The following is a 21,010-nucleotide window of genomic DNA, read 5'->3' on the forward strand; positions in this document are numbered from 1 at the left end:
ACATTGTGCGCTTTTTAATATGGACTACGTTGTGTGTGCTGGTGCTCTTATCACCAGTACATGCGAAGCAAATCGCTATTGTCATTGATGACATCGGCTATCATCGTAACGACATGGCTGCCTTGCACTTGCCTGGCGCTGTGACCTATTCGGTGCTCCCTTTTACTCCTTACGCCGCTCACTTTGCTCAACAGGCAGGGGCCTTAGATAAGGAGGTGCTTTTGCATGCCCCTATGCAAGCTATAAACGGTAAAGCCTTAGGGCCTGGGGGGCTGACAGTGGATATGTCAAAAGAAGCTTTCCAACACGAGTTACGCAAGGCATTAGCCAGCCTACCCAATGCGCGCGGCGTCAATAATCACATGGGCTCGCTGCTAACACAGCAAAATGCGCCGATGAGCTGGACTATGGAAGTGCTAAAAGAGCAGGATTTGTTTTTTCTCGACAGTAAAACAACTCCCAATTCAAAAGCGCAAACAATTGCCGGGCTATACGGTGTCAGCAATATTGCTCGCCATGTTTTTCTCGACAATATTACCACCGAGCAGCAACTACGTTATCGCTTTGAGCAGTTAAAGACTCTCGCTGATAAGTATGACTACGCAGTTGCAATTGCTCACCCCTACCCCGAAACGTTTGCGTTCTTGCAACAGGCATTGCAAGAACTCGAGGGTGAAGGTTTCCAACTTGTGCCTTTATCTCAGCTAGTGCAGCAGCGCACAATTCGACTTGCTCAGGCCGATAAAAAAAGTGTAACCGAGGAAGAGTAGAGGCCTCTAGAACAATCATAGGTGGCATGGCTGCTGATGACTGAGTTCTGGTGCCGATAAACCACCTCCTCCGTATTCAGCACCTGCCCAAGTGCTTGTTCTATGAACATAAAATTAATCTGTATCTTTTACACAAACAGTGAAAGCTTTTCTTTTCCCCTAGTCCACAAAAAATAACAAATCCATTAAAATCAACACCTTAAAAGTTGGCATGGACTTAGCAACGTATATTCCGAAACGCAAATCTATGGAGGGTACATTATGTTAGGTTGGTCAATTGCATTTTTAGTTATCGCTTTGGTCGCAGCACTTTTAGGTTTCGGTGGCATTGCTGGCGCAGCCGCTGGCATCGCTAAAATTATTTTCTTTGTGTTCTTGGTACTGCTGGTTATCTCCCTTGTTGCTGGCGCCATTCGTGGTAAAGCGCCAAGGTAGTTATTAATTTTACAGCACAAGCGGTCACAGATGGGATGAAACCCGCGACCGCAACCAAAACACGTTTTTTGAATCCAGATTTAAAGAGTTAATATTCAAGGAGAGTTCTATGTTTAATCATTCAGCAACAAAAGCATTTATCGCTACATTATTTGCCGCAGTATTCGCTATGGGCTGTGAAGACAGTGGCGGTGCCGAAGAGGCAGGTGAAAAGATTGATGAGGCGATCACTGACACTCAAAACGCGGTCGAAGACGCGTGTGAAAATGTTAAAGAAAACGCCGGTGCAGAAGAAACAAACTGCTAATACAGGCTTATCTTCAAACAAAAAACCCGCGAAGTTCGCGGGTTTTTTACGTCTCTAATTATTTAAAACTGACTGTTGGCCGCCGCAACCACATTGTCCACGGTGAAGCCAAAGTGCTTAAACAATTCGCCCGCTGGCGCTGATTCACCAAAGCTCGTCATGCCGATAACTTTGCCATTCAAACCAACATACTTGTACCAGAAGTCGGCAATGCCTGCCTCTACGGCGACACGGCGAGTCACACTGCTGGGTAGGACACTTTCTTTGTACTGTGCGTCTTGTTGATCGAACAAGTCCGTCGATGGCATAGACACCACGCGTACCTGACGACCTTGAGCGCGAAGCTCAGAAGCTGCATCCATAGCAAGTTGTACTTCCGAGCCTGTGGCAATCAGGATAACTTCTGGCTCGCCATCACAGGTTAATACATACCCACCTTTTTTCACATCAGCAAGCTGCTGCGCATCACGTGCTTGCTGAGCAAGACCTTGACGCGTAAAGACCAGCGACGTTGGCCCATCTTTGCGCTCTATCGCTTGCTGCCACGCAATGGCTGACTCAACTTGGTCACATGGACGCCAATTCACTAGATTCGGCGTGTAACGCAGGCTCGCCATCTGTTCAACCGGTTGGTGAGTCGGTCCATCTTCACCCAGGCCGATGGAATCGTGGGTATAAACAAAGATGCTAGGCGTCTTCATTAGTGCAGCCATGCGCACCGCATTGCGTGCATACTCCATAAACATCAAAAAGGTTGCACCGTAAGGAATGAAACCTTTGTGCAGGGCAATGCCATTCATAATGGCGGACATGCCAAATTCACGCACCCCATAGAAAATATAGTTACCTGACGCGTCGTCTTTACTAAGGCCTTTTGAACCACTCCAAATAGTTAAGTTCGATCCGGCCAAATCGGCTGAGCCGCCCATAAACTCGGGTAGCATGGGGCCAAAGGTATTCAAGGCATTTTGCGATGCCTTACGTGTTGCTGGGCTATCAGGGTTTGCTTGTAACTGCTCAATATAGGCTTGCGACTTCTCAGCCCAGTCAGCAGGCAATTCACCATTTTGGCGACGTTCAAACTCAGCAGCAAGCTCAGGGTATGCCGCCTTGTATGCCGCAAACTTATCCTGCCAACTCTGCTCTGCTTGTGTGCCCTTCTCTTTAGCATCCCACTGTTGATAGATATCATCAGGAATCGCAAAGGCGTCATGAGACCAACCCAAGAACTCGCGCGCAGCTTTAATTTCATCATCACCCAACGGCGCACCGTGGCAATCATGGCTTCCTGATTTATTAGGAGAGCCGTAACCGATCACTGTTTTACAACAGATAAGCGTTGGCTTGTCACCTTGGGCGCGGCCTTCATCAATAGCAGCGCGAATAGCCTCGCTATCGTGGCCATCAACATTACGCACCACGTGCCAGCCGTAAGACTCAAAACGCGCGGGAGTGTCGTCACTAAACCAGCCTTCTACCTCACCATCAATAGAAATACCATTGTCGTCCCAAAACGCAATCAACTTACCAAGGCCTAGAGTTCCTGCAAGCGAACACGCCTCGTGAGAAATCCCTTCCATCAAGCAGCCGTCGCCCATAAAAGCGTAAGTATAGTGATCAACAATTTCATGGCCAGCGCGATTAAATTGAGCAGCAAGGGCTTTCTCCGCGATTGCCATGCCTACCGCATTGGTGATCCCCTGTCCAAGCGGGCCCGTAGTAGTCTCAATACCCGGAGCGTAACCGTATTCAGGGTGGCCCGGAGTTTTTGAATGAAGCTGACGGAAGTTTTTAATTTCCTCAATAGGAAGATCATAGCCGCTTAAGTGTAAAAGCGAATAAATCAGCATTGAACCGTGGCCATTTGAGAGAATAAATCGGTCACGGTCAGCCCAGTTAGGGTTGCTCGGGTTATGCTTAAGATAATCGCGCCACAGTACTTCGGCGATATCGGCCATGCCCATCGGGGCACCCGGATGACCTGATTTAGCTTGTTGAACCGCGTCCATGGAAAGCACGCGAATGGCGTTTGCAAGTTCTTTGCGTGATGGCATGAATTCTCCTACCTTTAAATGTATTTGCGCTGGGGCTTCACTCGCGCTCATGCTGGCGCGGGTAAAGAATAAGACGAAAGCCCATTCTTACTTATTCATCTGCCCCCTGCAATTAAAAATTGGGCATCGAACGAGTAACTTTAGAATTACTCATAACGAATAAAAATACTGATAACTAAAAGAGTACAAAAACACCAAGCAATAAAGGTCAAAAGACCGCTATACAATCAATTTTATTTAGACGTCTAGGCGTAAAAAGCTAGGAAATCACCTGTGATTTAGCTAGAATACGCGCCTTAATTTATGCTGCGCTCAACCCAGTGGCTGGTATGATCTTGGGAAGCGCGATACTTGTGAGCAGAAACTTATGGCAAAACATTTATTTACTTCTGAGTCTGTGTCTGAAGGACACCCGGATAAAATCGCTGACCAAATTTCTGATGCGGTACTCGATGCTATTTTGGCGCAAGATCCCCATGCCCGTGTAGCCTGCGAAACCTATGTGAAGACCGGTATGGTGATGGTGGGTGGTGAAGTCACAACCAGTGCTTGGGTCGACATCGAAGAGTTAACGCGCAAAACCGTGCGCGAAATCGGCTACACCCATTCCGATATGGGCTTTGATGCCGACTCATGTGCAATTCTAAACACCATTGGTAAGCAGTCTCCTGATATTAATCAAGGTGTTGACCGCGCTCGTCCAGAAGAGCAAGGTGCAGGTGACCAAGGCTTAATGTTTGGTTATGCCTGTAATGAAACCGACGTGCTCATGCCAGCGCCCATTACCTATTCACACCGCTTGGTACAACGCCAAGCCGAAGTGCGCAAAAATGGCGAATTACCGTGGTTACGTCCAGACGCCAAGTCACAGGTGACCTTTGCTTATGAGAATGGCAAGGCCGTCGGTATCGATGCCGTCGTGCTGTCAACGCAACACTGCGATTCTATTGCGCAAGATGACTTGGTTGAAGCGGTCATGGAGACCATTATCAAACCAACGCTACCAGCAGAGCTTATTACCGATGCGACTAAGTTCTTCATTAACCCCACAGGACGCTTCGTGATCGGTGGCCCGATGGGGGATTGCGGCTTAACTGGTCGTAAAATCATCGTTGATACTTATGGCGGTATGGCACGTCACGGTGGTGGCGCATTCTCAGGTAAAGATCCATCGAAAGTGGATCGCTCTGCCGCTTACGCAGCACGTTACGTTGCCAAAAATATAGTCGCGGCCGGCCTAGCCGATAAATGCGAAATCCAAGTGTCTTATGCCATTGGCGTTGCCGAGCCAACCTCCATCAGTGTTGAAACCTTTGGCACCGGCAAATTAGACGAAACGCGTTTAATCGAACTGATCCGCAAGCATTTCGACTTACGTCCTTATGGTTTAATTCAAATGCTTGATTTAGAACGTCCGATTTATCAGCCTACAGCGGCTTACGGCCACTTTGGTCGCAATGAATTCCCATGGGAAGCGACCGATAAAGCACAGGCACTTAAAGCCGACGCTGGATTATAAGTGAATTACCTATAAGTTAATTGAAAAGCGCCTATATGGCGCTTTTTTTATAGCTATGACCCCACTCTCGGCAGTTAATCCTCGCCGCAATCGCCGGCACTGATTGGCGCAACTTGCAGAGCCTGTACTGCTGCTAACTGACTTTTCAAGCTCATCATAGTTTTAGATACACTTTTCAACGATACTTTATTACTGAGCCAGCGTGGAAGCTTACCACCTGGGTCGGCAAAAACCTGATAGCGGATAAGTAAGCCGTCGTCTTGCTGCGTCATTCGCCAGTTAGCAGTCAGGGTTGTGATGCGTACCCTATCACTTTTACGAGCGATATTTGGGTTATAGGCATACACCCGTAACTCAGTGGTATAGTCATTGACACGCTGATAGCAACTTTGTGTATAAAGCTCCCTATCAGCAACGGGCCAAGGCGAATTAATCACCGTGTATACGCGGTTGCGATTGCCTTGAGAGTGCAAAAGACGAACTTCTTGTACTGCATGCAACCACTGCGATGCTTGTTGAGTGTTATACAGTAGCGTCAGTAACTGAGCTGTGCGGGCGTCGGCAACGAAAAGCTCAGCATAAATATGGTAGATACCATCTTTACTGACGGTATAGACCACTTTCAAATCAGGGAGGTTTTTATAATTCCGCCAAGGTTGGATTTCAACCCCAGCTGCAAAGCTGAGGCTAAGTAGGCTAATCGCGCCAATAAGGTTGAACATCACGAGTCGCTTCTCGGCTTTGCTCCATCGCACTCAACAGACTATCGGTTTTTTGCGTCAACCAAGCCTGAATTTTGATGAATTGCTCGCTCTCATTACCTTGGCACAGCTGACCGAGGTAATCGAGGGTGAATAATTCAAAAGTGCCGTGCACAATATCTAGCCATGGCGCCCGGAAGCTCATGCGCAAAGACTCATCAAACAATGCGCCCAAACAACAGCCACTTAAAAGATTGCGTTCCAAGCGCTGCTTAAGCTGTAAGTATTGCTCGCTAGCTAGCGGCTGTTGAGGCTCAACGAGCTCTTTCATTTCCTGCCAATCATAGTCGAGTAGCCGTGCCGCCAGATCATGAATTGGCTGTTCACCAGCCTGAAGTTGCGCTTGCCCCCATGATTGTCGCCACCCTCGCTCGGTCAACCAGATTGTTAAATCTAACAACAGCAAGTTATAGCGTGTGCTAGTGAATATAGCCTGGACATCGTCAATGCTTGGTTGGATGGATTTTAGATCGCCTATCACCTGAGTTAGCTCTGGTGCTGCATTGATTTTCTTATAATAAGCATGCTTTTTCGAGGTAAAGGTCTTCAGTTGAATCGCCGTCTCGACCCAACTTAATTCGCTCAGTAACCACTTAAGTTCGCCGCGCAGACGCTCGGTCGCTTGTTTTTCAACGATATCGCTGAATAACCACAAACTATGGCGAATAAGACTGACACCATCGGTTACCCGTTTCAGTGTTTTAAGGGTCGGCTTTTGGAAATAACATTGTTCGTGTTTTTGTACAAAAGCAATGCCATAACTCAAGCACTTCTCCAGTGCCCGCTCTTGGCTGTCATCGTTGCTCAGCGGCACAAGGCCAATCTCTTTACTGGCTTTGAGCGGCTGGTCGTCCGCCAGCCGATAACCTCGAGCTGCCTTTGAGTAATAACCCATGCGTAGAGGCAGGTTATCGATTAATTTTTCAGCTAGGGAAAACAGCTCACTACGTTCCCCCTTTACTAATTCAATCTCAAGTTCGCAAACCGGCTCTACATTGGCGTTGGCCGATACCTCCCCCTTATCCAGAACCACTTCAATTTCAGTCCCTGCTTGGGTTTCAACTAACCAAGTACGACGAATAAAGTTAGTACTAAATAGCGGATAGAGATTGTCGGCTAACGCGTCCACTTGCACCCCATGAGGCCAAATACTGGCATCAAAATCGTGCAGCTCTGGACGATTTCCGTCAATAGGCAAATTGTACTCTGGACGCTGGTGCAGCCCACCCACGTTCTCACCTGCAAGCTTAATGGTTTGCTCACAAATGCCGTCACAACAGCGAGTGCGAAGACCAATATCTAATGCTCTAAGCTCTCGGCTCGGGGTGTCGAAATAGGCATTTTGCAGGTTGCGTGCGGGTTTATTTTTTACGGTTTTTGCAAACTGGGTAATGAGTGCGGGTATGGACGGTATCACCGCCTCGGAAACTAAAAACTTAAGCTCTATCTCAGTGTCCATGCGCTATAGGAAGACCAATGAAATCGTCAAAAGCACAACATAAACAAAGCCGCCTACGAATGCAAACATTTTGCCATTTGGCCGTGCTATTTTGCTCCTTTACTAGCGTCGGTGAGTTACAAAATCACCCTTGCCAATCACTGCGCCAACCCATACTATGCTGGGATTGGAGAAATTATTTACGTAAAACAAGGTTAAGTTGGATGGTCAAACACGCCTGTGTCGCGCTTGCTTTTATGCTCAGCGCATTGTTCACCACCGCAGCACACGCAGAACAAGGCACCGCCTATATCAGTGATGAACTGTATATTTTTATGCACTCTGGAGCAGGTAAAAACTACCGCATTTTAGGTTCAGTTGATGCGGGCACGCCAGTGACACTGGTGAGCGGTGAAGAAAATAACGGCTTTCTCGAGATAATCGATGATAAACAGCGCCAAGGCTGGGTTGAAACTAAGTTCATCAACCAAGATAAAAGCTTAAAGATTCAATATCAGGAACTTGGTGAGCAGCTGGCACAAACTCAACAGGCATTGCGCAATGCCCAAGCACAGCTTCCCGAGCTACAAACGCTGAATCGCGACTTGCAGGAGCAAGCCCAGCAGTTGCAAGCTCAACTAGATCAAGCGATTGCCGAGCGCGACGCGCTTAATGCTAAACAACAAGGTTTAAAGGCCAAAGAAAAGCGACAGTTACTCACCTACGGTGGGGCAATTGCATTTATTGGTCTATTCTTAGGAATAATCCTCACCGTTATCTTGTCGCGCCGCAAGCGCTATGACGGATGGGCATAATCATTATTTTCAATTTGCATTGAGCCAAAAAGAGCACCTAGGTGCTCTTTTTTTTTGCCAGCAGCTAATAGCGCTATTCGTAAACTCTATATTACAGCTTGTGTTTGCATGCTCAGGGCATTCACAGCTCGATACTGAGCCCAGTATCTTCTTTTACTTTTTCAATCACCATGTACGTATGATGCGTACCGACCCCAGGAATATCCACTAAATCTCCCAGTACTTGGCGGTATTCGTTCATATCACTGACACGCACCTTAAGTAAGTAGTCGTAGCCTCCAGCAACCATATCGCACTCCACTACTTGTGGTGTATTGAGGATATGCTCTTTAAAAGTTTTAAATACCGAAGTATTAGATGTCACTAACGACACTTGCACATGGGCCAATAAACTTTGGTTTAATTTTTGCTCACTGAGCTTAGCATGATAGCCTTCAATAAAGCCTTCTGATTCGAGCCGTTTTACACGGTCGAGGCAAGGGCTAGGACTGAGGTTAACTTGCTTAGCTAAATTGACGTTAGAGATCCGACCATTGCGTTGTAAAACGTCGAGAATAGCGAGATCGATTCGGTCTAAGGTGCGAGGTTTAGCTGTTAAAGACATAGCAGCATTTTATACGGACAACGAAGAAATATGCCCTGTAAATTATCGTATTTCGAAAAATTAAACCAGCATATTCTGCGGCATTTTCATTAGAATGCCCGCGAATATGTATTCATATTGAGTGCAATCTCACCTTCGCGTTTTAGCAGCGAGGTGACCTACACTGTAGTAATTGTCGTAACCGAGGCCCCACCATCTCACCTTGTGGTGTGGGTACAGTTGCTATTTTTAGACTCCATGATTTTGAGGGTTGCTTATGTTATTTGAAGGCAATTTGATTACTGAATGCCCTATCCGCCAGAAGATCCGTGACTTCTATCGCATTGATGAAAATGAAGTGATTGATCATATTTTACCACTGGCTGAAGTAGGCGTTACGGCACGCAGTCGCGCTTGGGAGCGCGCACGACAAATGGTATTGAATATCCGCAAGGACCAAGACGGTCAAAACGGTATTGATGCCCTGTTAAATGAGTTCTCCCTGTCGACTGAGGAAGGGGTGGTGTTAATGTGTTTGGCCGAAGCGCTATTGCGAGTGCCAGACAAAGAAACACAGGATAATTTAATTCGCGATAAACTCGCTAATGGCGACTGGAGTTCGCACTTAGGTAGCAGTGAGTCGCTATTTGTTAATGCCTCGTCGTGGGGCTTGTTGGTCACCGGAAAAATGGTGAACTACACCGACAAAAACAAAGAAGAACAGTTTGGCCTGCTAAAACGCACCATGGGCCGCCTTGGCGAACCGGTGATCCGTAAAGCAGTGAACTATGCCATGAAGATCATGGGCAAGCAGTTCGTTATGGGGCAAACCATTGATGAAGCCATTGAGCGCGCCGAAGAGACCGAGCGCAAAGGCTATGTTTATTCATACGACATGCTAGGCGAAGGCGCCCGCACTATGGCGGATGCTGATCGCTACTACGACAGCTACGTCAATGCAATTAATGCCATTGGTAAAGCGGCCAATGGTCGCGGCCCAGTAAAAAGCCCCGGCATTTCCGTTAAATTATCAGCAATTCATCCACGCTACGAGTTCACCCACCGTGAACGCGTCATGTCAGAGATTGTGCCCAAGCTAAAAGAGCTTGCACTGTTGGCGAAAAAATACGATATCGGCCTCACCGTTGACGCCGAAGAAGCCGATCGCCTAGATATTTCTCTTGATGTGATTGAAGCGGTATACAGCGATCCTGATTTAGGTGACTGGCAAGGTTTTGGTCTGGCCGTACAAGCCTATCAAAAACGCGCTATTTTTGTTTGTGAGTGGCTTACAGAACTTGCTCGTCGCGTAGGTCGTAAACTGATGGTGCGTTTGGTTAAAGGCGCTTACTGGGACACCGAGATTAAAACCACACAGCAAGACGGTTTGGACCATTTCCCGGTTTTCACCCGTAAAGCTACCACCGATGTGTCGTACAAAGCCTGTGCCATCAAACTAATGGAAGCACGTGATGCGCTATTCCCACAGTTTGCGACTCACAATGCCTACACTGCAGCGACCATTTTAGAAGTCGCCAAAGGTGACCATCACGGCTTTGAATTCCAGCGCTTACACGGTATGGGTGAATCTCTTTACGACCAAATTGTACTCAAAGAAAAGATTCAATGTCGTGTGTATGCGCCAGTGGGCCAGCATGAAGATTTGCTTGCTTACTTGGTACGTCGCCTGCTTGAAAACGGCGCCAACTCGTCATTTGTAAATGCCATTGTTGATACTAAGCAACCGGTAGAAGCACTGCTGCCAGATCCGGTAGAAACCCTGCAGGGTCTGCGTAATAAATACAACAAGCAGATCAAATTACCTATCGAGCTTTATGGTAGTGAACGCGCCAACTCAAAAGGCTTAGACCTGACTGATATCAATGCCATCACGCCGCTAAAAGAAAACCTTGATACCTGGTTCGAAGAACATCGTATTAGCGACGATCAGGTTGCTGAGGGTAATTTAGCAGTGCGTAACCCTGCTAATCACAAGGAAATCATTGGCCAATTGCATTTGCAAAGTGGCGAAGAGATGAAGACCTTATTGGAAAATGCCGAAAAAGAGTTTATCTCTTGGTCAGCAACGCCAGTAAAAGAGCGCGCAGACTTATTGCGTCGTGTCGGCGATATCCTTGAGCGCCACCATGATGAGCTGGTTGCCTTGTGTATAAAAGAAGCCGGGAAAGTGACCCAAGATGGCATCGATGAAGTCCGTGAAGCCGTAGACTTCTGCCGCTACTATGCCGCACGCGCCGAAGAACTCGCCGAGGACGAGCGTTTCGAGGCACGTGGCGTGATCCTCTGTATCAGCCCATGGAACTTCCCACTGGCTATTTTCCTTGGCCAAGTTGCAGCGGCTATCGTTACTGGTAATACCGTGATTGCTAAGCCAGCGGAGCAAACCAGTCTTATCGCTTTGCGCGCCATTGAACTGATGCATTCCGTCGGCTTGCCACAACATGTGGTGCAGCCAGTGATTGCTCGCGGTAGCGAAGTAGGTGAACATATTGTTCCTGATGAGCGCATCCAGGCAGTGATGTTCACAGGTTCCACAGAAACAGGTACGCTGATTTCCCGCACTTTAGCGGCTCGTAACGACATTCAAGTGCCCTTGATTGCCGAAACGGGCGGTCAAAACTGTATGATTGTCGATTCGACGGCGCTGCCGGAACAGGTTGTTGATGATGTCATCAAGTCTGGCTTTCAAAGTGCAGGTCAACGCTGTTCAGCATTGCGCGTGTTATTTATTCAAGAAGATGTTGCCGATGGCATGATTGAGATGCTCAAAGGCGCATTGGCCGAGTTGCATGTGGGCGACCCTGCCTACCTGTCTACCGATATCGGGCCGGTGATTGATGAAAAAGCACTGAAAACCCTCAACGATCATGTTGAGTACCTCAAAGGCAATGCGACCTTGCATTATGAATGTGCGATTCCTAATAACAGCGAGAACGGCGCGTACTTCTTTGCCCCGCGACTGTATGAAATCAAAGATTTATCGGTGCTTAAGCGCGAAGTGTTTGGCCCTATCGTGCATATCGTTCGCTACAAAGCCAGTGAGTTGGACGATGTGATCGATCAAATCAATGGTACCGGCTATGGCCTGACCATGGGTGTGCACTCTCGTATTGAAGAGCGCTGCCAGTATGTCGCTCGTCAATCTCGTGCCGGTAACGTATACGTTAACCGCAATATGATTGGCGCTATCGTTGGTGTGCAACCATTCGGTGGCCGAGGCCTGTCTGGCACCGGACCGAAAGCCGGTGGCCCTAACTACTTATTGCGCTTGGTCAAAGAGAAGGCCTCGCCTGATAACGTGCAAATGACTGATTTGCCACCTGATGAGCGTGACCTTCACCATTACTCCGGCGCCAGCGAGAAAGTTGAAGAGCTGATGAGTAATTCAATGCGCGATGAGAAGATTTGGCGCGCTACCGCGTTGAATGATCGTGTTTCGGCATTGCGTCAGTTACTGGCGAAGTTGGCGACGGTAGAGATCCTCGATGAGCTAGCCGATGACTTGGCAATGACCTTGAGCGATGCTAGAGCACAAATCAACCGTATCGAAAAGCGGATGAAACGCCATAAAGAGCTACCAGGACCAACAGGGGAATCAAACACCCTGCATCTCGAACCTCGTGGCTGTGTCGTGTGTTATGCCGATAAGAGTACGTCCTTTAATTTCTGGGCTATCTCTATCATCACCGCATTAGCGGCCGGTAACACAGTGATCACTGTGGCCTCAGAACTGTTCTATGAAGAAGCGCAAGCATTCAGAGATAAGTTCGTTGCCACAGGCGTTGCCGAAGGCGTGTTGCAGGTAGCAAAACCCAACCAGCTACAGGCAATTTTGGCTCACCGTCACCTGGCCGGTGCCGTAGTAGCCGCACGCTCATCGCGTTTAGGTTACTTCGCGCAGCAACTCGCGGGCCGTAAAGGCGCTATCCTGCCAGTGATCAGTGCCGAGTACTACGACACACTGATTAATCGTCTGCTGACCGAAAAAACGATCAGTATTGATACCACCGCATCAGGGGGCAACACGTCACTGATGACGCTCGTGGAAGACGACGAATAGTTATAACTAAGCTATTGATTAAAAAGGCGCCGTCGGCGCCTTTTTTATTGCCTGCAGCAGTAATTGTTGCTACCTAGCAAGGGGAAACTTTGCTATGTTTTAAGGAAGAGTTCATAAAGCGGTAAATCAATGCACGATACCATCTCCATCAATCAGCTTAAGCCCGGTATGTTTGTTGTTCAGGTCAGCAAGCAATCAGGCTCTGTGAAAATAAAAAATCAGGGCTGGGTAAAGACGCAAACCGCGATTGATAAGTTAAAAAAAGTGGGCGTGCAGGAAGTCATTATCGATCCTGACAAGACGCTACAGCGCAAGAAACCAAGCAAAGAAGCACAACCCAAACCCACTTCAACGGAGTCTGCAAAGCCGCAGAGCAGCGATCCTTGGGCGAGCAGTGTGAGCGTTGAAAGCGAACTTAACAAAGCACAACGCCTATACAGCGAAGCTAAACAGTTACAAAGCAAAGCTTTTAAAGATATTAAAGCGGGCCGCAAGATTGATGTGGGACCCTTTAAAGACGTAGCCAAAGGCTTTATGGATTCGGTGTTTCGCAATCAAGATGCGCTGGCCTGTCTTACTCGTTTACGGGAAAAAGATGCCTACTTGATGGAGCACTCTATTAATGTCTCCATCTTGATGACTATTTTCGCCAAACATTTGCGCCTCGATACTGACACTATTCATGAATTAGCCACTGGTGCTCTACTGCACGACATTGGCAAAATAAAAATCCCCGATGAGATTTTACATAAACCGGGGCGCTTAACTGAGCAAGAGTTCGCGGTCATAAAAGACCACGCCCGCTTCAGTAAAGAAATCTTAGAACAGTCAGGCCTAACCGGTATTGCCGTCGATATTGCCGGGTTTCACCATGAACGCATTGACGGCACTGGTTACCCTTTCGGCAAAAAAGCTGAGGAGATCAGCCAGTATGTGCGTATGGCATCGATAGTTGACGTTTACGATGCGCTAACCGCCGAGCGCGTTTATAAAGAAGGCATGACCCCAATTCAGGCATTTAAAATTCTCAAAGATGGCGTCCCCAATAGCTTTGATGGTGAGTTATTAAACCGCTTTATCCAATGCATTGGCGTGCACCCCGTAGGCACCTTGGTGAAGCTCACCAATCATAAGGTGGGAGTGGTGTCGCGCAGCAACCCTAATGACCCTCTCAAACCTCAGGTCAAAACCTTCTACAACGCTAAACATGCCCACTACACTCAGGTTGAGGATATAGATTTGACCCGAGCTCGGGCCAACGAAGAGCTCGAAGCAGCTGTTAAACCTGAGCTTTTCAACATCGACCTAATGCGTTTTTTCAAGCACTCGCTGATGCCTTAAAAAGAACTATACAGGGTGCTGAGCGGTATTGTTGAAAAAGTTACAGCGCCCTGTGCAACTTGTTCCCATTTTCTTCCCTTCTAAAAACGAAAACAACGCTGAAAGCCAAGCAATCCCCGCTGACTTTGTGATGGTCCCTATTTTGCTACCAACTCATTATTCACTCTACTTTTGAAATGAGCAATAAGGATGGCAAATGGCTGAATCATTTAAATACCAAGGCAATAAAGGCAGTGGTGGTGAGCTTCACCAAAAAGCATCAGAAAAGCATCCAACGATGACCACAGCTCAAGGCTGCCCGGTAAGTGATAATCAAAACTCACTGACCGCCGCTAAGCGTGGCCCAGGACTGCTAGAAGATCATGTGCTACGTGAGAAACTATTTCATTTTGATCATGAGCGTATCCCTGAACGAGTGGTGCATGCTCGTGGTTACGGTGCGCACGGTTACTTCGAGACGTATGAATCACTATCGCAATTAACCTGTGCTGACTTATTTCAACGTAAAGGTGAGAAGACCCCAGTTTTTGCTCGCTTTTCAACTGTTGCTGGCAATAAAGGCTCACCTGATTTAGCGCGTGATGTTCGTGGCTTTGCAGTTAAATTCTATACCCAAGAAGGTAATTGGGATTTAGTGGGAAATAACATTCCGGTATTTTTCATTCAAGACGCAATGAAATTCCCAGACCTCATTCATAGCGCCAAGGCAGAGCCAGACAGAGGGTTTCCGCAGGCACAAACGGCTCATGACAACTTTTGGGATTTTATCAGTCTTACGCCGGAGTCCATGCACATGGTTATGTGGGCCATGTCGGACCGCGCTATTCCACGTTCACTGCGCTTTATGGAAGGTTTTGGCGTGCATACCTTTAAGTTTATCAATGCCGAGGGAGAGGAAAACTACGTTAAATTTCATTGGAAACCAAAACAGGGGATGCAATCGGTGGTTTGGAACGAAGCACTGAAGCTGAACGGCGCAGATCCCGACTATCATCGTCGTGATATGTGGGAATCGATTGCCAAAGGCGACTACCCCGAGTGGGAGCTAGGGGTTCAGGTGTTCAGCCAAGAGTTTGCTGATCAGTTCGAGTTTGATGTGCTCGATGCCACCAAGCTTATTCCCGAGGAGCAAGTGCCGGTGCAAATAGTTGGCCGCATGGTACTCAACCGCGCCGTTGATAACTTCTTTGCAGAAACAGAACAAGTTGCTTTTTGTACACAAAATATTGTCCCGGGATTAGATTTTACTCCGGACCCATTGTTACAGGGGCGCAACTTTTCGTATCTAGATACGCAAACTAAGCGCTTAGGGGGTCCTAATTTTACTCATATCCCAGTGAACGCCCCAAAATGCCCAATGGCTCACTTTCACCAAGATGGTCATATGGCCATGCACAACCCTAAAGGCCGCATAAACTATGAGCCGAACTCTTGGCAAGAGCATGAGCATAATCCTCGAGAGTGTCCAACAACAGGATATAAAAGCGCTTCAGAGCATACAGACGGCGATAAACTTCGTTATCGTTCAGAGACCTTTGCCGATCACTATAGTCAAGCAAGGCAGTTTTACCTCAGTCAAACGCCGATAGAGCAAGCTCATATTCACTATGCTCTGGTATTCGAGCTATCTAAAGTAGAGCACCTTGCCATTCGTGAACGCGTGGTCTCACACTTACTTAATATTGATACCACCTTAGCTAATGAGGTCGCCGATGGTCTACGTCTGCAAACTATGCCGGAGCCCGCACAAGCAGCTATGCCCACTCGAGATGATTTACCTACATCAGATGCATTGAGTATTTTGAAAAATACTGCGCACACTTTTGCTGGCCGAAAACTGGGGATTCTAATAAGTGATGGTTTCGATTTAACACTTTTTAAAGCGCTGACCACTGCATTAGACAACGAGGGCGCACGCTATGAGGTGATAGCGGCGCAGGTCGGAGGCGCAAAATCAAGCTGCGGCCATCATCAACAGGCTGATCAAGTTATCAACGGCGGGCCTTCTGTGCTGTATGACGCAATAGCCGTGTTAACTACCGAAGAAGGTGCTGAAAAGTTAGCTGATATTGCTGAGGCCAAGGACTTTATTAGTGATGCTCACGCGCACATGAAGTTTATCGGTTACACCGAGCATATCTCGCCTTTAATCTCTGCTGCTGGCCTTGGACAAAGCAAAGACGAGGGTTGGATAGACTTCGGCTCGACTGATATCACTCAATTTGTCGAGCGGCTACGTCAGTTACGTTTTTGGCAGCGCTAAAATCCACTAGGGGAAGTGTTACGCACTTCCCCTTAATCGCTCAGCGCTACGGCCAATCTTGCATTGCTTCGAGGCTAAATTCATAGTTATCAATGCTCAAAATGCTTTGCTCTGGGGTAATTTCTACGACCCGTAGACGACCCACAGAATCGCCCTCATACAGTTCGTAACCATTGATTTTTATCCACCGTTTGCTTTGCTCTGTGGCATAAATATGAGCTTGATAAACAAGTTTAGGAATACGGTTCTGTATGGTCTCAGGCAATAGCTCTATCGGATCTGCCATTGAGCTGGCGCGACTTGCGGTGGTGACTGAGTCATCGGTTTCCATATTTTCAGTGGCTGCCACGGCATCGGCAAATGCGCGTTTTAAATCATCAGATACCCCAGCTAATTGAGCATCATTTTGTTGCTCATAGGTGCGCTCAGCACCGCTGTCATTTTGATTGCTCAAGCCATTGTTGTAGGCGTTATTCATTTGCTTAGACTGTGGATAAGCATGGGTCTGTGCCATGGGCTGCCCAACCACCCTATATTGCCCTTGGTTTGCTGCTTGCGTATTCATGTTAGCCTGATAGTGAGGCTGCATTTGCATAGCGGTATTAGCCTGTGTTGGCACCCATTGCATATAAGCCCCAGGTGCTGAATAAGGTTGGGCCATTTGCGGCATAACATACACAGGAACCATTTGTTGATAAGGGTTCACTTGCCCTGGCATTTGCAATGCTTGCATATTGACTTGTCCCGGGGACGTTGCCACATTTGCCTCGCTATCCGAGGCTGTAGTAGACGCTTGCTCAGTAGCGTCTAAGCGTTTTGCAGGCGATTCCGTCGCCGCTTTCGCTTGCTTGCTTGGGTGCTCCTGAGGCTGCGTGTGTAACTGCCATTGCTTACCGACAAAATACCCGATGGCCAAGGTAATCAGTACGATAACAACTAACAACAAAGACCAAGTTAAACGTCGATAAAAGCGCAGCGCCTGTTGCTGCTCAAGGCCTTCGCCGGGAAGTTGTGCACCGGGGTTTTGTGATTGTTTGAGTGCATCTAATAACAGTGACATAAATAGTTGCCTTAAATGATGTAAGATAAGCCAATGCCCAAGGCAAATAGCATCATAATGCCACCGAGGGTGAAAATAAATCGCCAATACCGACCTTGTTGGCGAGGCAGAGATTGCTCTGTTTCAGGCAAGGCTTCACGCGCAGCTTGCACAATAATACGCTTATTAATGTGATTCACCTGCGCCGAATACGCTCCTAATAAAGCTCGTTCACACAACAAGTTAATCAGCCTAGGGATCCCCCCTGTAAGTTGATGCACGTACTTTACCGCACCTTTGTCGAACAAGGTTTGTCGGCCCCCTGCTACCTTTAAACGGTGTTTTATATATGCATCCACCTGAGTCAAAGCTAACGGCAATAAGTGATAGCGCGCGGTAATGCGCTGCGCAAGTTGGCGCAATTCATTGCGACGCAATAGAGTTTGCAGCTCGGGTTGACCCACAAGGATAATTTGCAGTAATTTTTTGTGGTTTGTTTCCAGGTTAGTCAGTAATCGCAATTGCTCTAACACTTGTGGAGCAAGATGTTGCGCTTCATCAATGATCAACATGGTATGACGCCCTTGCTGGTGATTATCCAGTAAGCGCGCTTTAATTAAGTCTGTCAGCACCTTCAGGGTGGCTTTTTCTGAGTCATACGAAATAGCCAACTCATCACAAATACTCGCCAGTAACTCCAGCTCAGATAAGGTTGGGTTAAGAATAAACGCAACCTGTGTAGAGTCTGGCACTTGCTCTAACATACAACGAGTGACGGTGGTTTTCCCCGTGCCCACTTCACCAGTCAGCAATACAAACCCGCCTGACTCCCCAAGCCCGTGCGTTAAATGGGCAAGCGCCTCTTTGTGACGTTCACTCAAATACAAGTATTCTGGATTCGGCGCAATAGAGAACGGCTTTTCGCTTAAGCCAAAATAGTCTTGATACACAAACAAGGTCCTTTGAGTTTGTCGCCCAGGTTAACTGCGCCGAGCAATCGCTGCGCACAGTCGTTTTTATTATCGCGCCTATAATGACAAAAAAACGCCAGCGAGAAAACTCTGATACAATCATCACCATTAATAACAGCACAATAACGGAATGGGCATGCAAACCTACCTTGTCGGCGGCGCAGTACGAGATAAATTATTAGGCCGCAAAGTCAAAGAGTACGATTATGTTGTGGTCGGTGCAACGGTAGAGCAAATGAAGACGCTGGGCTTTACTCAAGTAGGTAAGGACTTTCCCGTTTTTTTGCACCCCAAAACCAAGGATGAGCATGCTCTGGCACGCACAGAGCGTAAGCAGGGACAAGGGTACACCGGGTTTATTTGCGACTTTACGCCAGACATCACACTAGAGCAGGACTTAGCGCGACGCGATTTAACGGTCAATGCCATTGCTGAAGATGCTCAAGGTCAACTGATTGACCCTTATCATGGCCAGAAGGACCTTGAGCAACGCATATTACGTCATGTCAGCCCCGCCTTTAGTGAAGACCCGCTGCGGGTGCTTCGAGTCGCACGCTTTCGCGCTCGTTACCATGAATTGGGCTTCACGATTGCTGATGAAACACTAACACTAATGCGACAGATAGCCGCCAGTGGCGAACTTGCAAGCTTAACACCAGAGCGCGTTTGGTTAGAATGGCATAAGGCTCTGGAAGACGGCTATATCGACTGCTTCGTTGATGCGTTGTATCAGGCACAAGCTTTAACTGAATTATGCCCTGCACTCGCCACTCACTGGCCTGAACAGCACGCTTGGCTAACCCCGCGTATTGATTACGCACGCCAGCAAAGCTTAGCGGCCACTACCCATTTCGCACTACTCATGTGTAAGCTCAGTCACGATGAACGCGCAGCCTTTTTCCAACATTTTCGCGTCCCTAATCAGTTTATTCACAGCGCTCAATTGTTGGCCCGACACCATCAGACACTGGCTCATTACGATGCTGAGATACTGCTAGAGCTATTTAATGCCATTGATTTATGGCGCCGCCCAGAACACCTCAATCAATTACTGATAAGTTACGATGCCTACACCTTAGGCCAGTTTGATACTCAGCATCAAATACGCCAAGCCGCGCACCATGCGCAACAAGTCAGTGCCCAAACCTATATCCAACAAGGGATCAGTGGCGCTGCAATTAAAACGGCTTTGCAGCAGGGGCGATTAGCGGCTATCACTCAAGCGCTTGTGACGACTTAAATTGCTTCGCGGCCAATACAGTAATAATTAAAGCCATGGCGTTGCATTTGTTGTGGCTCATAAAGGTTTCGACCATCGAAAATTAAGGGAGATTTCAGCCGAGCATGCAATTCGGTAAAGTCAGGGGCCCTAAAGGCTTCCCACTCGGTACAAATAATCAGCGCATCGGCTCCCTCTAAAGCCTGTTCTTTAGTTGAACATATATGAACATCACCCCGGCTCCCATAAACTTCAGCTATAGTAGCCGCTGCTTGAGGGTCATAACCTTGGACAGAAGCTCCCTTGGCGAGTAGCTCGTTAATAGTCACTAGGCTGGGGGCTTCTCGAATATCATCGGTATTAGGTTTAAACGCTAACCCCCATACAGCAAATGTTTTACCGCTCACATCATCGCCAAAGTGATGCATCACCTTGGTGACCAAGCTGTGCTTTTGCCGAGTATTCACGCCCTTAACAGCAGTTAAAAGGCAGTTATCGAGCTGATATTCTTCAGCCATCGCCAGCATCGCATCTATATCTTTGGGAAAGCAGCTGCCACCATAACCTATACCAGGGTAAATAAAGTGGTAACCAATTCGAGGATCAGCGCCGATCCCTTGACGCACGCGCTCTATATCAGCTCCTAGGTGCTCAGCCATGTTAGCGACTTCATTAATAAAAGAGATTTTAGTTGCCAGCATGCAGTTTGCTGCATACTTTGTAAGTTCCGCGCTGCGCCGATCCATTGTTAAAATCTTATCTCGTTGACGACAAAAAGGCGCATAAAGCTCTCGTAAGCAAGCCAATGTTTGTTCACTTTGAGCACCAATAATAATACGGTCTGGACTACGACAATCAGCGACAGCCGCTCCCTCTTTCAAAAATTCGGGGTTGGAGGCTACATCTGCTGTTAAATGACTTTGCATACGGCTTTCAAGGCAAGAATAGATACGTGCTGCGACTTTATCTGCAGTGCCAACGGGCACAGTCGATTTGTTAACTACGACCTTGTCATTTTGCATTAACGAGCCTATGGCATCTGCAACTGCAAACACAGCACTTAAATCTGCACTGCCATCTTCTTTACTTGGAGTACCGACAGCAATAAAAAGAATATCAGCAAAGTTGACCCCTTGCTCAGCACAAGAGGTAAAGGATAAACGCTGTTGCGCTTGGTTAACACTAACTAACTCTGTAAGCCCAGGCTCAAAAATAGGTATTTGGTTGCGCTGCAGCTGAGCGATACGCTGCTGGTTTACATCGACACAGCACACTTGATGACCCGCCTGAGCAAACACTGCTGCTTGCACTAAGCCGACATAACCAGAACCAAAAATAGTCACCTTCATAATACCGCCCTCTTTTTTCCTAGCGGTATTACCATGCGATTTGATTATGACACGGCCATTGCTAA

Annotated in this window: 16 protein-coding genes; 9 read left to right on the forward strand and 7 right to left on the reverse strand. The window is 47.6% G+C overall.

What is annotated here, in order from left to right; translation table 11 throughout:
* Nucleotides 1-5 precede the first annotated feature (5 nt).
* From MHM95_RS13075 to MHM95_RS13085, 3 genes are all read left to right on the forward strand, one after another.
* A complete protein-coding gene (locus MHM95_RS13075) occupies nt 6-770 on the forward strand; it encodes a divergent polysaccharide deacetylase family protein (RefSeq protein WP_045979272.1) in 765 nt (254 codons plus the stop codon).
* 261 nt (nt 771-1,031) lie between these two features.
* Nucleotides 1,032-1,205, forward strand: a complete 174-nt coding sequence (locus MHM95_RS13080) for a DUF1328 family protein (RefSeq protein ID WP_022943376.1) — start codon at nt 1,032-1,034, stop codon at nt 1,203-1,205.
* Between the two features lie 109 nt (nt 1,206-1,314).
* Entirely contained in the window at nt 1,315-1,512 is a 198-nt protein-coding gene (locus MHM95_RS13085; RefSeq protein WP_022943375.1) for a hypothetical protein, read from the forward strand.
* A gap of 62 nt (nt 1,513-1,574) precedes the next feature.
* Here MHM95_RS13085 and tkt read toward each other — a convergent pair whose 3' ends face one another.
* Nucleotides 1,575-3,566 carry a transketolase gene (gene tkt, locus MHM95_RS13090; protein ID WP_239385499.1) on the reverse strand — a complete coding sequence of 664 codons (1,992 nt, stop codon included), beginning with the start codon at nt 3,564-3,566 and terminating at the stop codon, nt 1,575-1,577.
* A gap of 367 nt (nt 3,567-3,933) precedes the next feature.
* Here tkt and metK point away from each other — a divergent pair, with 367 nt between their 5' ends.
* Entirely contained in the window at nt 3,934-5,085 is a 1,152-nt protein-coding gene (metK, locus tag MHM95_RS13095; RefSeq protein ID WP_022943373.1) for a methionine adenosyltransferase, read from the forward strand.
* Between the two features lie 74 nt (nt 5,086-5,159).
* Here the strand turns inward: metK and MHM95_RS13100 are convergent, their stop codons facing one another.
* Together MHM95_RS13100 and MHM95_RS13105 are read right to left on the reverse strand one after the other, a co-directional pair.
* A complete protein-coding gene (locus MHM95_RS13100; RefSeq protein ID WP_239385500.1) occupies nt 5,160-5,807 on the reverse strand; it encodes an START domain-containing protein in 648 nt (215 codons plus the stop codon).
* Entirely contained in the window at nt 5,782-7,305 is a 1,524-nt protein-coding gene (locus tag MHM95_RS13105; RefSeq protein ID WP_239385501.1) for a CYTH and CHAD domain-containing protein, read from the reverse strand. The genes MHM95_RS13100 and MHM95_RS13105 overlap by 26 nt, the downstream gene beginning before the upstream one ends.
* 17 nt (nt 7,306-7,322) lie before the next feature.
* Between MHM95_RS13105 and MHM95_RS13110 the strand changes: the two genes are divergently transcribed.
* On the forward strand, nt 7,323-8,099 hold the full coding sequence (locus MHM95_RS13110; RefSeq protein ID WP_239385503.1) for a TIGR04211 family SH3 domain-containing protein: 777 nt from the start codon (nt 7,323-7,325) through the stop codon (nt 8,097-8,099).
* A gap of 121 nt (nt 8,100-8,220) precedes the next feature.
* On the opposite strand, the gene MHM95_RS13115 is transcribed toward MHM95_RS13110, so the two are convergent.
* Nucleotides 8,221-8,703, reverse strand: coding sequence for a winged helix-turn-helix transcriptional regulator (locus tag MHM95_RS13115; RefSeq protein WP_022943369.1), 483 nt, complete (start codon nt 8,701-8,703; stop codon nt 8,221-8,223).
* A gap of 256 nt (nt 8,704-8,959) precedes the next feature.
* Here MHM95_RS13115 and putA point away from each other — a divergent pair, with 256 nt between their 5' ends.
* The 3 genes from putA to MHM95_RS13130 all read left to right on the forward strand — a co-directional run bounded on the left by putA (nt 8,960) and on the right by MHM95_RS13130 (nt 16,367).
* Nucleotides 8,960-12,763 carry a bifunctional proline dehydrogenase/L-glutamate gamma-semialdehyde dehydrogenase PutA gene (gene putA, locus MHM95_RS13120; RefSeq protein ID WP_239385505.1) on the forward strand — a complete coding sequence of 1,268 codons (3,804 nt, stop codon included), beginning with the start codon at nt 8,960-8,962 and terminating at the stop codon, nt 12,761-12,763.
* A 129-nt stretch (nt 12,764-12,892) separates the two neighbouring features.
* Nucleotides 12,893-14,104 carry an HD-GYP domain-containing protein gene (locus MHM95_RS13125; protein WP_151173400.1) on the forward strand — a complete coding sequence of 404 codons (1,212 nt, stop codon included), beginning with the start codon at nt 12,893-12,895 and terminating at the stop codon, nt 14,102-14,104.
* 196 nt (nt 14,105-14,300) lie between these two features.
* Nucleotides 14,301-16,367: a catalase gene (locus MHM95_RS13130; protein WP_239385507.1), complete on the forward strand. Its 2,067-nt coding sequence runs from the start codon at nt 14,301-14,303 to the stop codon at nt 16,365-16,367.
* Between the two features lie 46 nt (nt 16,368-16,413).
* On the opposite strand, the gene MHM95_RS13135 is transcribed toward MHM95_RS13130, so the two are convergent.
* The gene (locus MHM95_RS13135) at nt 16,414-17,427 is read right to left on the reverse strand and encodes a general secretion pathway protein GspB (protein ID WP_138547067.1); all 1,014 of its coding nucleotides are present in this window, start codon (nt 17,425-17,427) and stop codon (nt 16,414-16,416) included.
* An 11-nt stretch (nt 17,428-17,438) separates the two neighbouring features.
* Nucleotides 17,439-18,356 carry an AAA family ATPase gene (locus tag MHM95_RS13140; protein WP_138547066.1) on the reverse strand — a complete coding sequence of 306 codons (918 nt, stop codon included), beginning with the start codon at nt 18,354-18,356 and terminating at the stop codon, nt 17,439-17,441.
* Nucleotides 18,357-18,513: 157 nt separating this feature from the next.
* On the opposite strand from MHM95_RS13140, the gene MHM95_RS13145 reads away from it, so the two are divergent.
* The gene (locus MHM95_RS13145) at nt 18,514-19,617 is read left to right on the forward strand and encodes a tRNA nucleotidyltransferase (protein ID WP_239385508.1); all 1,104 of its coding nucleotides are present in this window, start codon (nt 18,514-18,516) and stop codon (nt 19,615-19,617) included.
* Here the strand turns inward: MHM95_RS13145 and MHM95_RS13150 are convergent.
* A complete protein-coding gene (locus tag MHM95_RS13150; protein WP_239385509.1) occupies nt 19,614-20,945 on the reverse strand; it encodes a UDP-glucose/GDP-mannose dehydrogenase family protein in 1,332 nt (443 codons plus the stop codon). The genes MHM95_RS13145 and MHM95_RS13150 overlap by 4 nt on opposite strands.
* Between the last annotated feature and the right edge of the window lie 65 nt (nt 20,946-21,010).

Origin of the sequence: Pseudoalteromonas sp. CnMc7-15 (assembly GCF_022347925.1) — a bacterium.
Classification (GTDB): Bacteria; Pseudomonadota; Gammaproteobacteria; order Enterobacterales; family Alteromonadaceae; genus Pseudoalteromonas; species Pseudoalteromonas ruthenica.

What these genes read in the sequence shown, in the direction of transcription:
- MHM95_RS13080 (WP_022943376.1), top strand. Translation starts at nt 1,032, where the DNA reads ATGTTAGGTTGGTCAATTGCATTTTTAGTTATCGCTTTGGTCGCAGCA.
- MHM95_RS13085 (WP_022943375.1), top strand. Translation starts at nt 1,315, where the DNA reads ATGTTTAATCATTCAGCAACAAAAGCATTTATCGCTACATTATTTGCC.
- tkt (WP_239385499.1), bottom strand. Translation starts at nt 3,566, where the DNA reads ATGCCATCACGCAAAGAACTTGCAAACGCCATTCGCGTGCTTTCCATG.
- metK (WP_022943373.1), top strand. Translation starts at nt 3,934, where the DNA reads ATGGCAAAACATTTATTTACTTCTGAGTCTGTGTCTGAAGGACACCCG.
- MHM95_RS13100 (WP_239385500.1), bottom strand. Translation starts at nt 5,807, where the DNA reads ATGTTCAACCTTATTGGCGCGATTAGCCTACTTAGCCTCAGCTTTGCA.
- MHM95_RS13105 (WP_239385501.1), bottom strand. Translation starts at nt 7,305, where the DNA reads ATGGACACTGAGATAGAGCTTAAGTTTTTAGTTTCCGAGGCGGTGATA.
- MHM95_RS13110 (WP_239385503.1), top strand. Translation starts at nt 7,323, where the DNA reads ATGAAATCGTCAAAAGCACAACATAAACAAAGCCGCCTACGAATGCAA.
- MHM95_RS13115 (WP_022943369.1), bottom strand. Translation starts at nt 8,703, where the DNA reads ATGTCTTTAACAGCTAAACCTCGCACCTTAGACCGAATCGATCTCGCT.
- putA (WP_239385505.1), top strand. Translation starts at nt 8,960, where the DNA reads ATGTTATTTGAAGGCAATTTGATTACTGAATGCCCTATCCGCCAGAAG.
- MHM95_RS13125 (WP_151173400.1), top strand. Translation starts at nt 12,893, where the DNA reads ATGCACGATACCATCTCCATCAATCAGCTTAAGCCCGGTATGTTTGTT.
- MHM95_RS13130 (WP_239385507.1), top strand. Translation starts at nt 14,301, where the DNA reads ATGGCTGAATCATTTAAATACCAAGGCAATAAAGGCAGTGGTGGTGAG.
- MHM95_RS13135 (WP_138547067.1), bottom strand. Translation starts at nt 17,427, where the DNA reads ATGTCACTGTTATTAGATGCACTCAAACAATCACAAAACCCCGGTGCA.
- MHM95_RS13145 (WP_239385508.1), top strand. Translation starts at nt 18,514, where the DNA reads ATGCAAACCTACCTTGTCGGCGGCGCAGTACGAGATAAATTATTAGGC.
- MHM95_RS13150 (WP_239385509.1), bottom strand. Translation starts at nt 20,945, where the DNA reads ATGAAGGTGACTATTTTTGGTTCTGGTTATGTCGGCTTAGTGCAAGCA.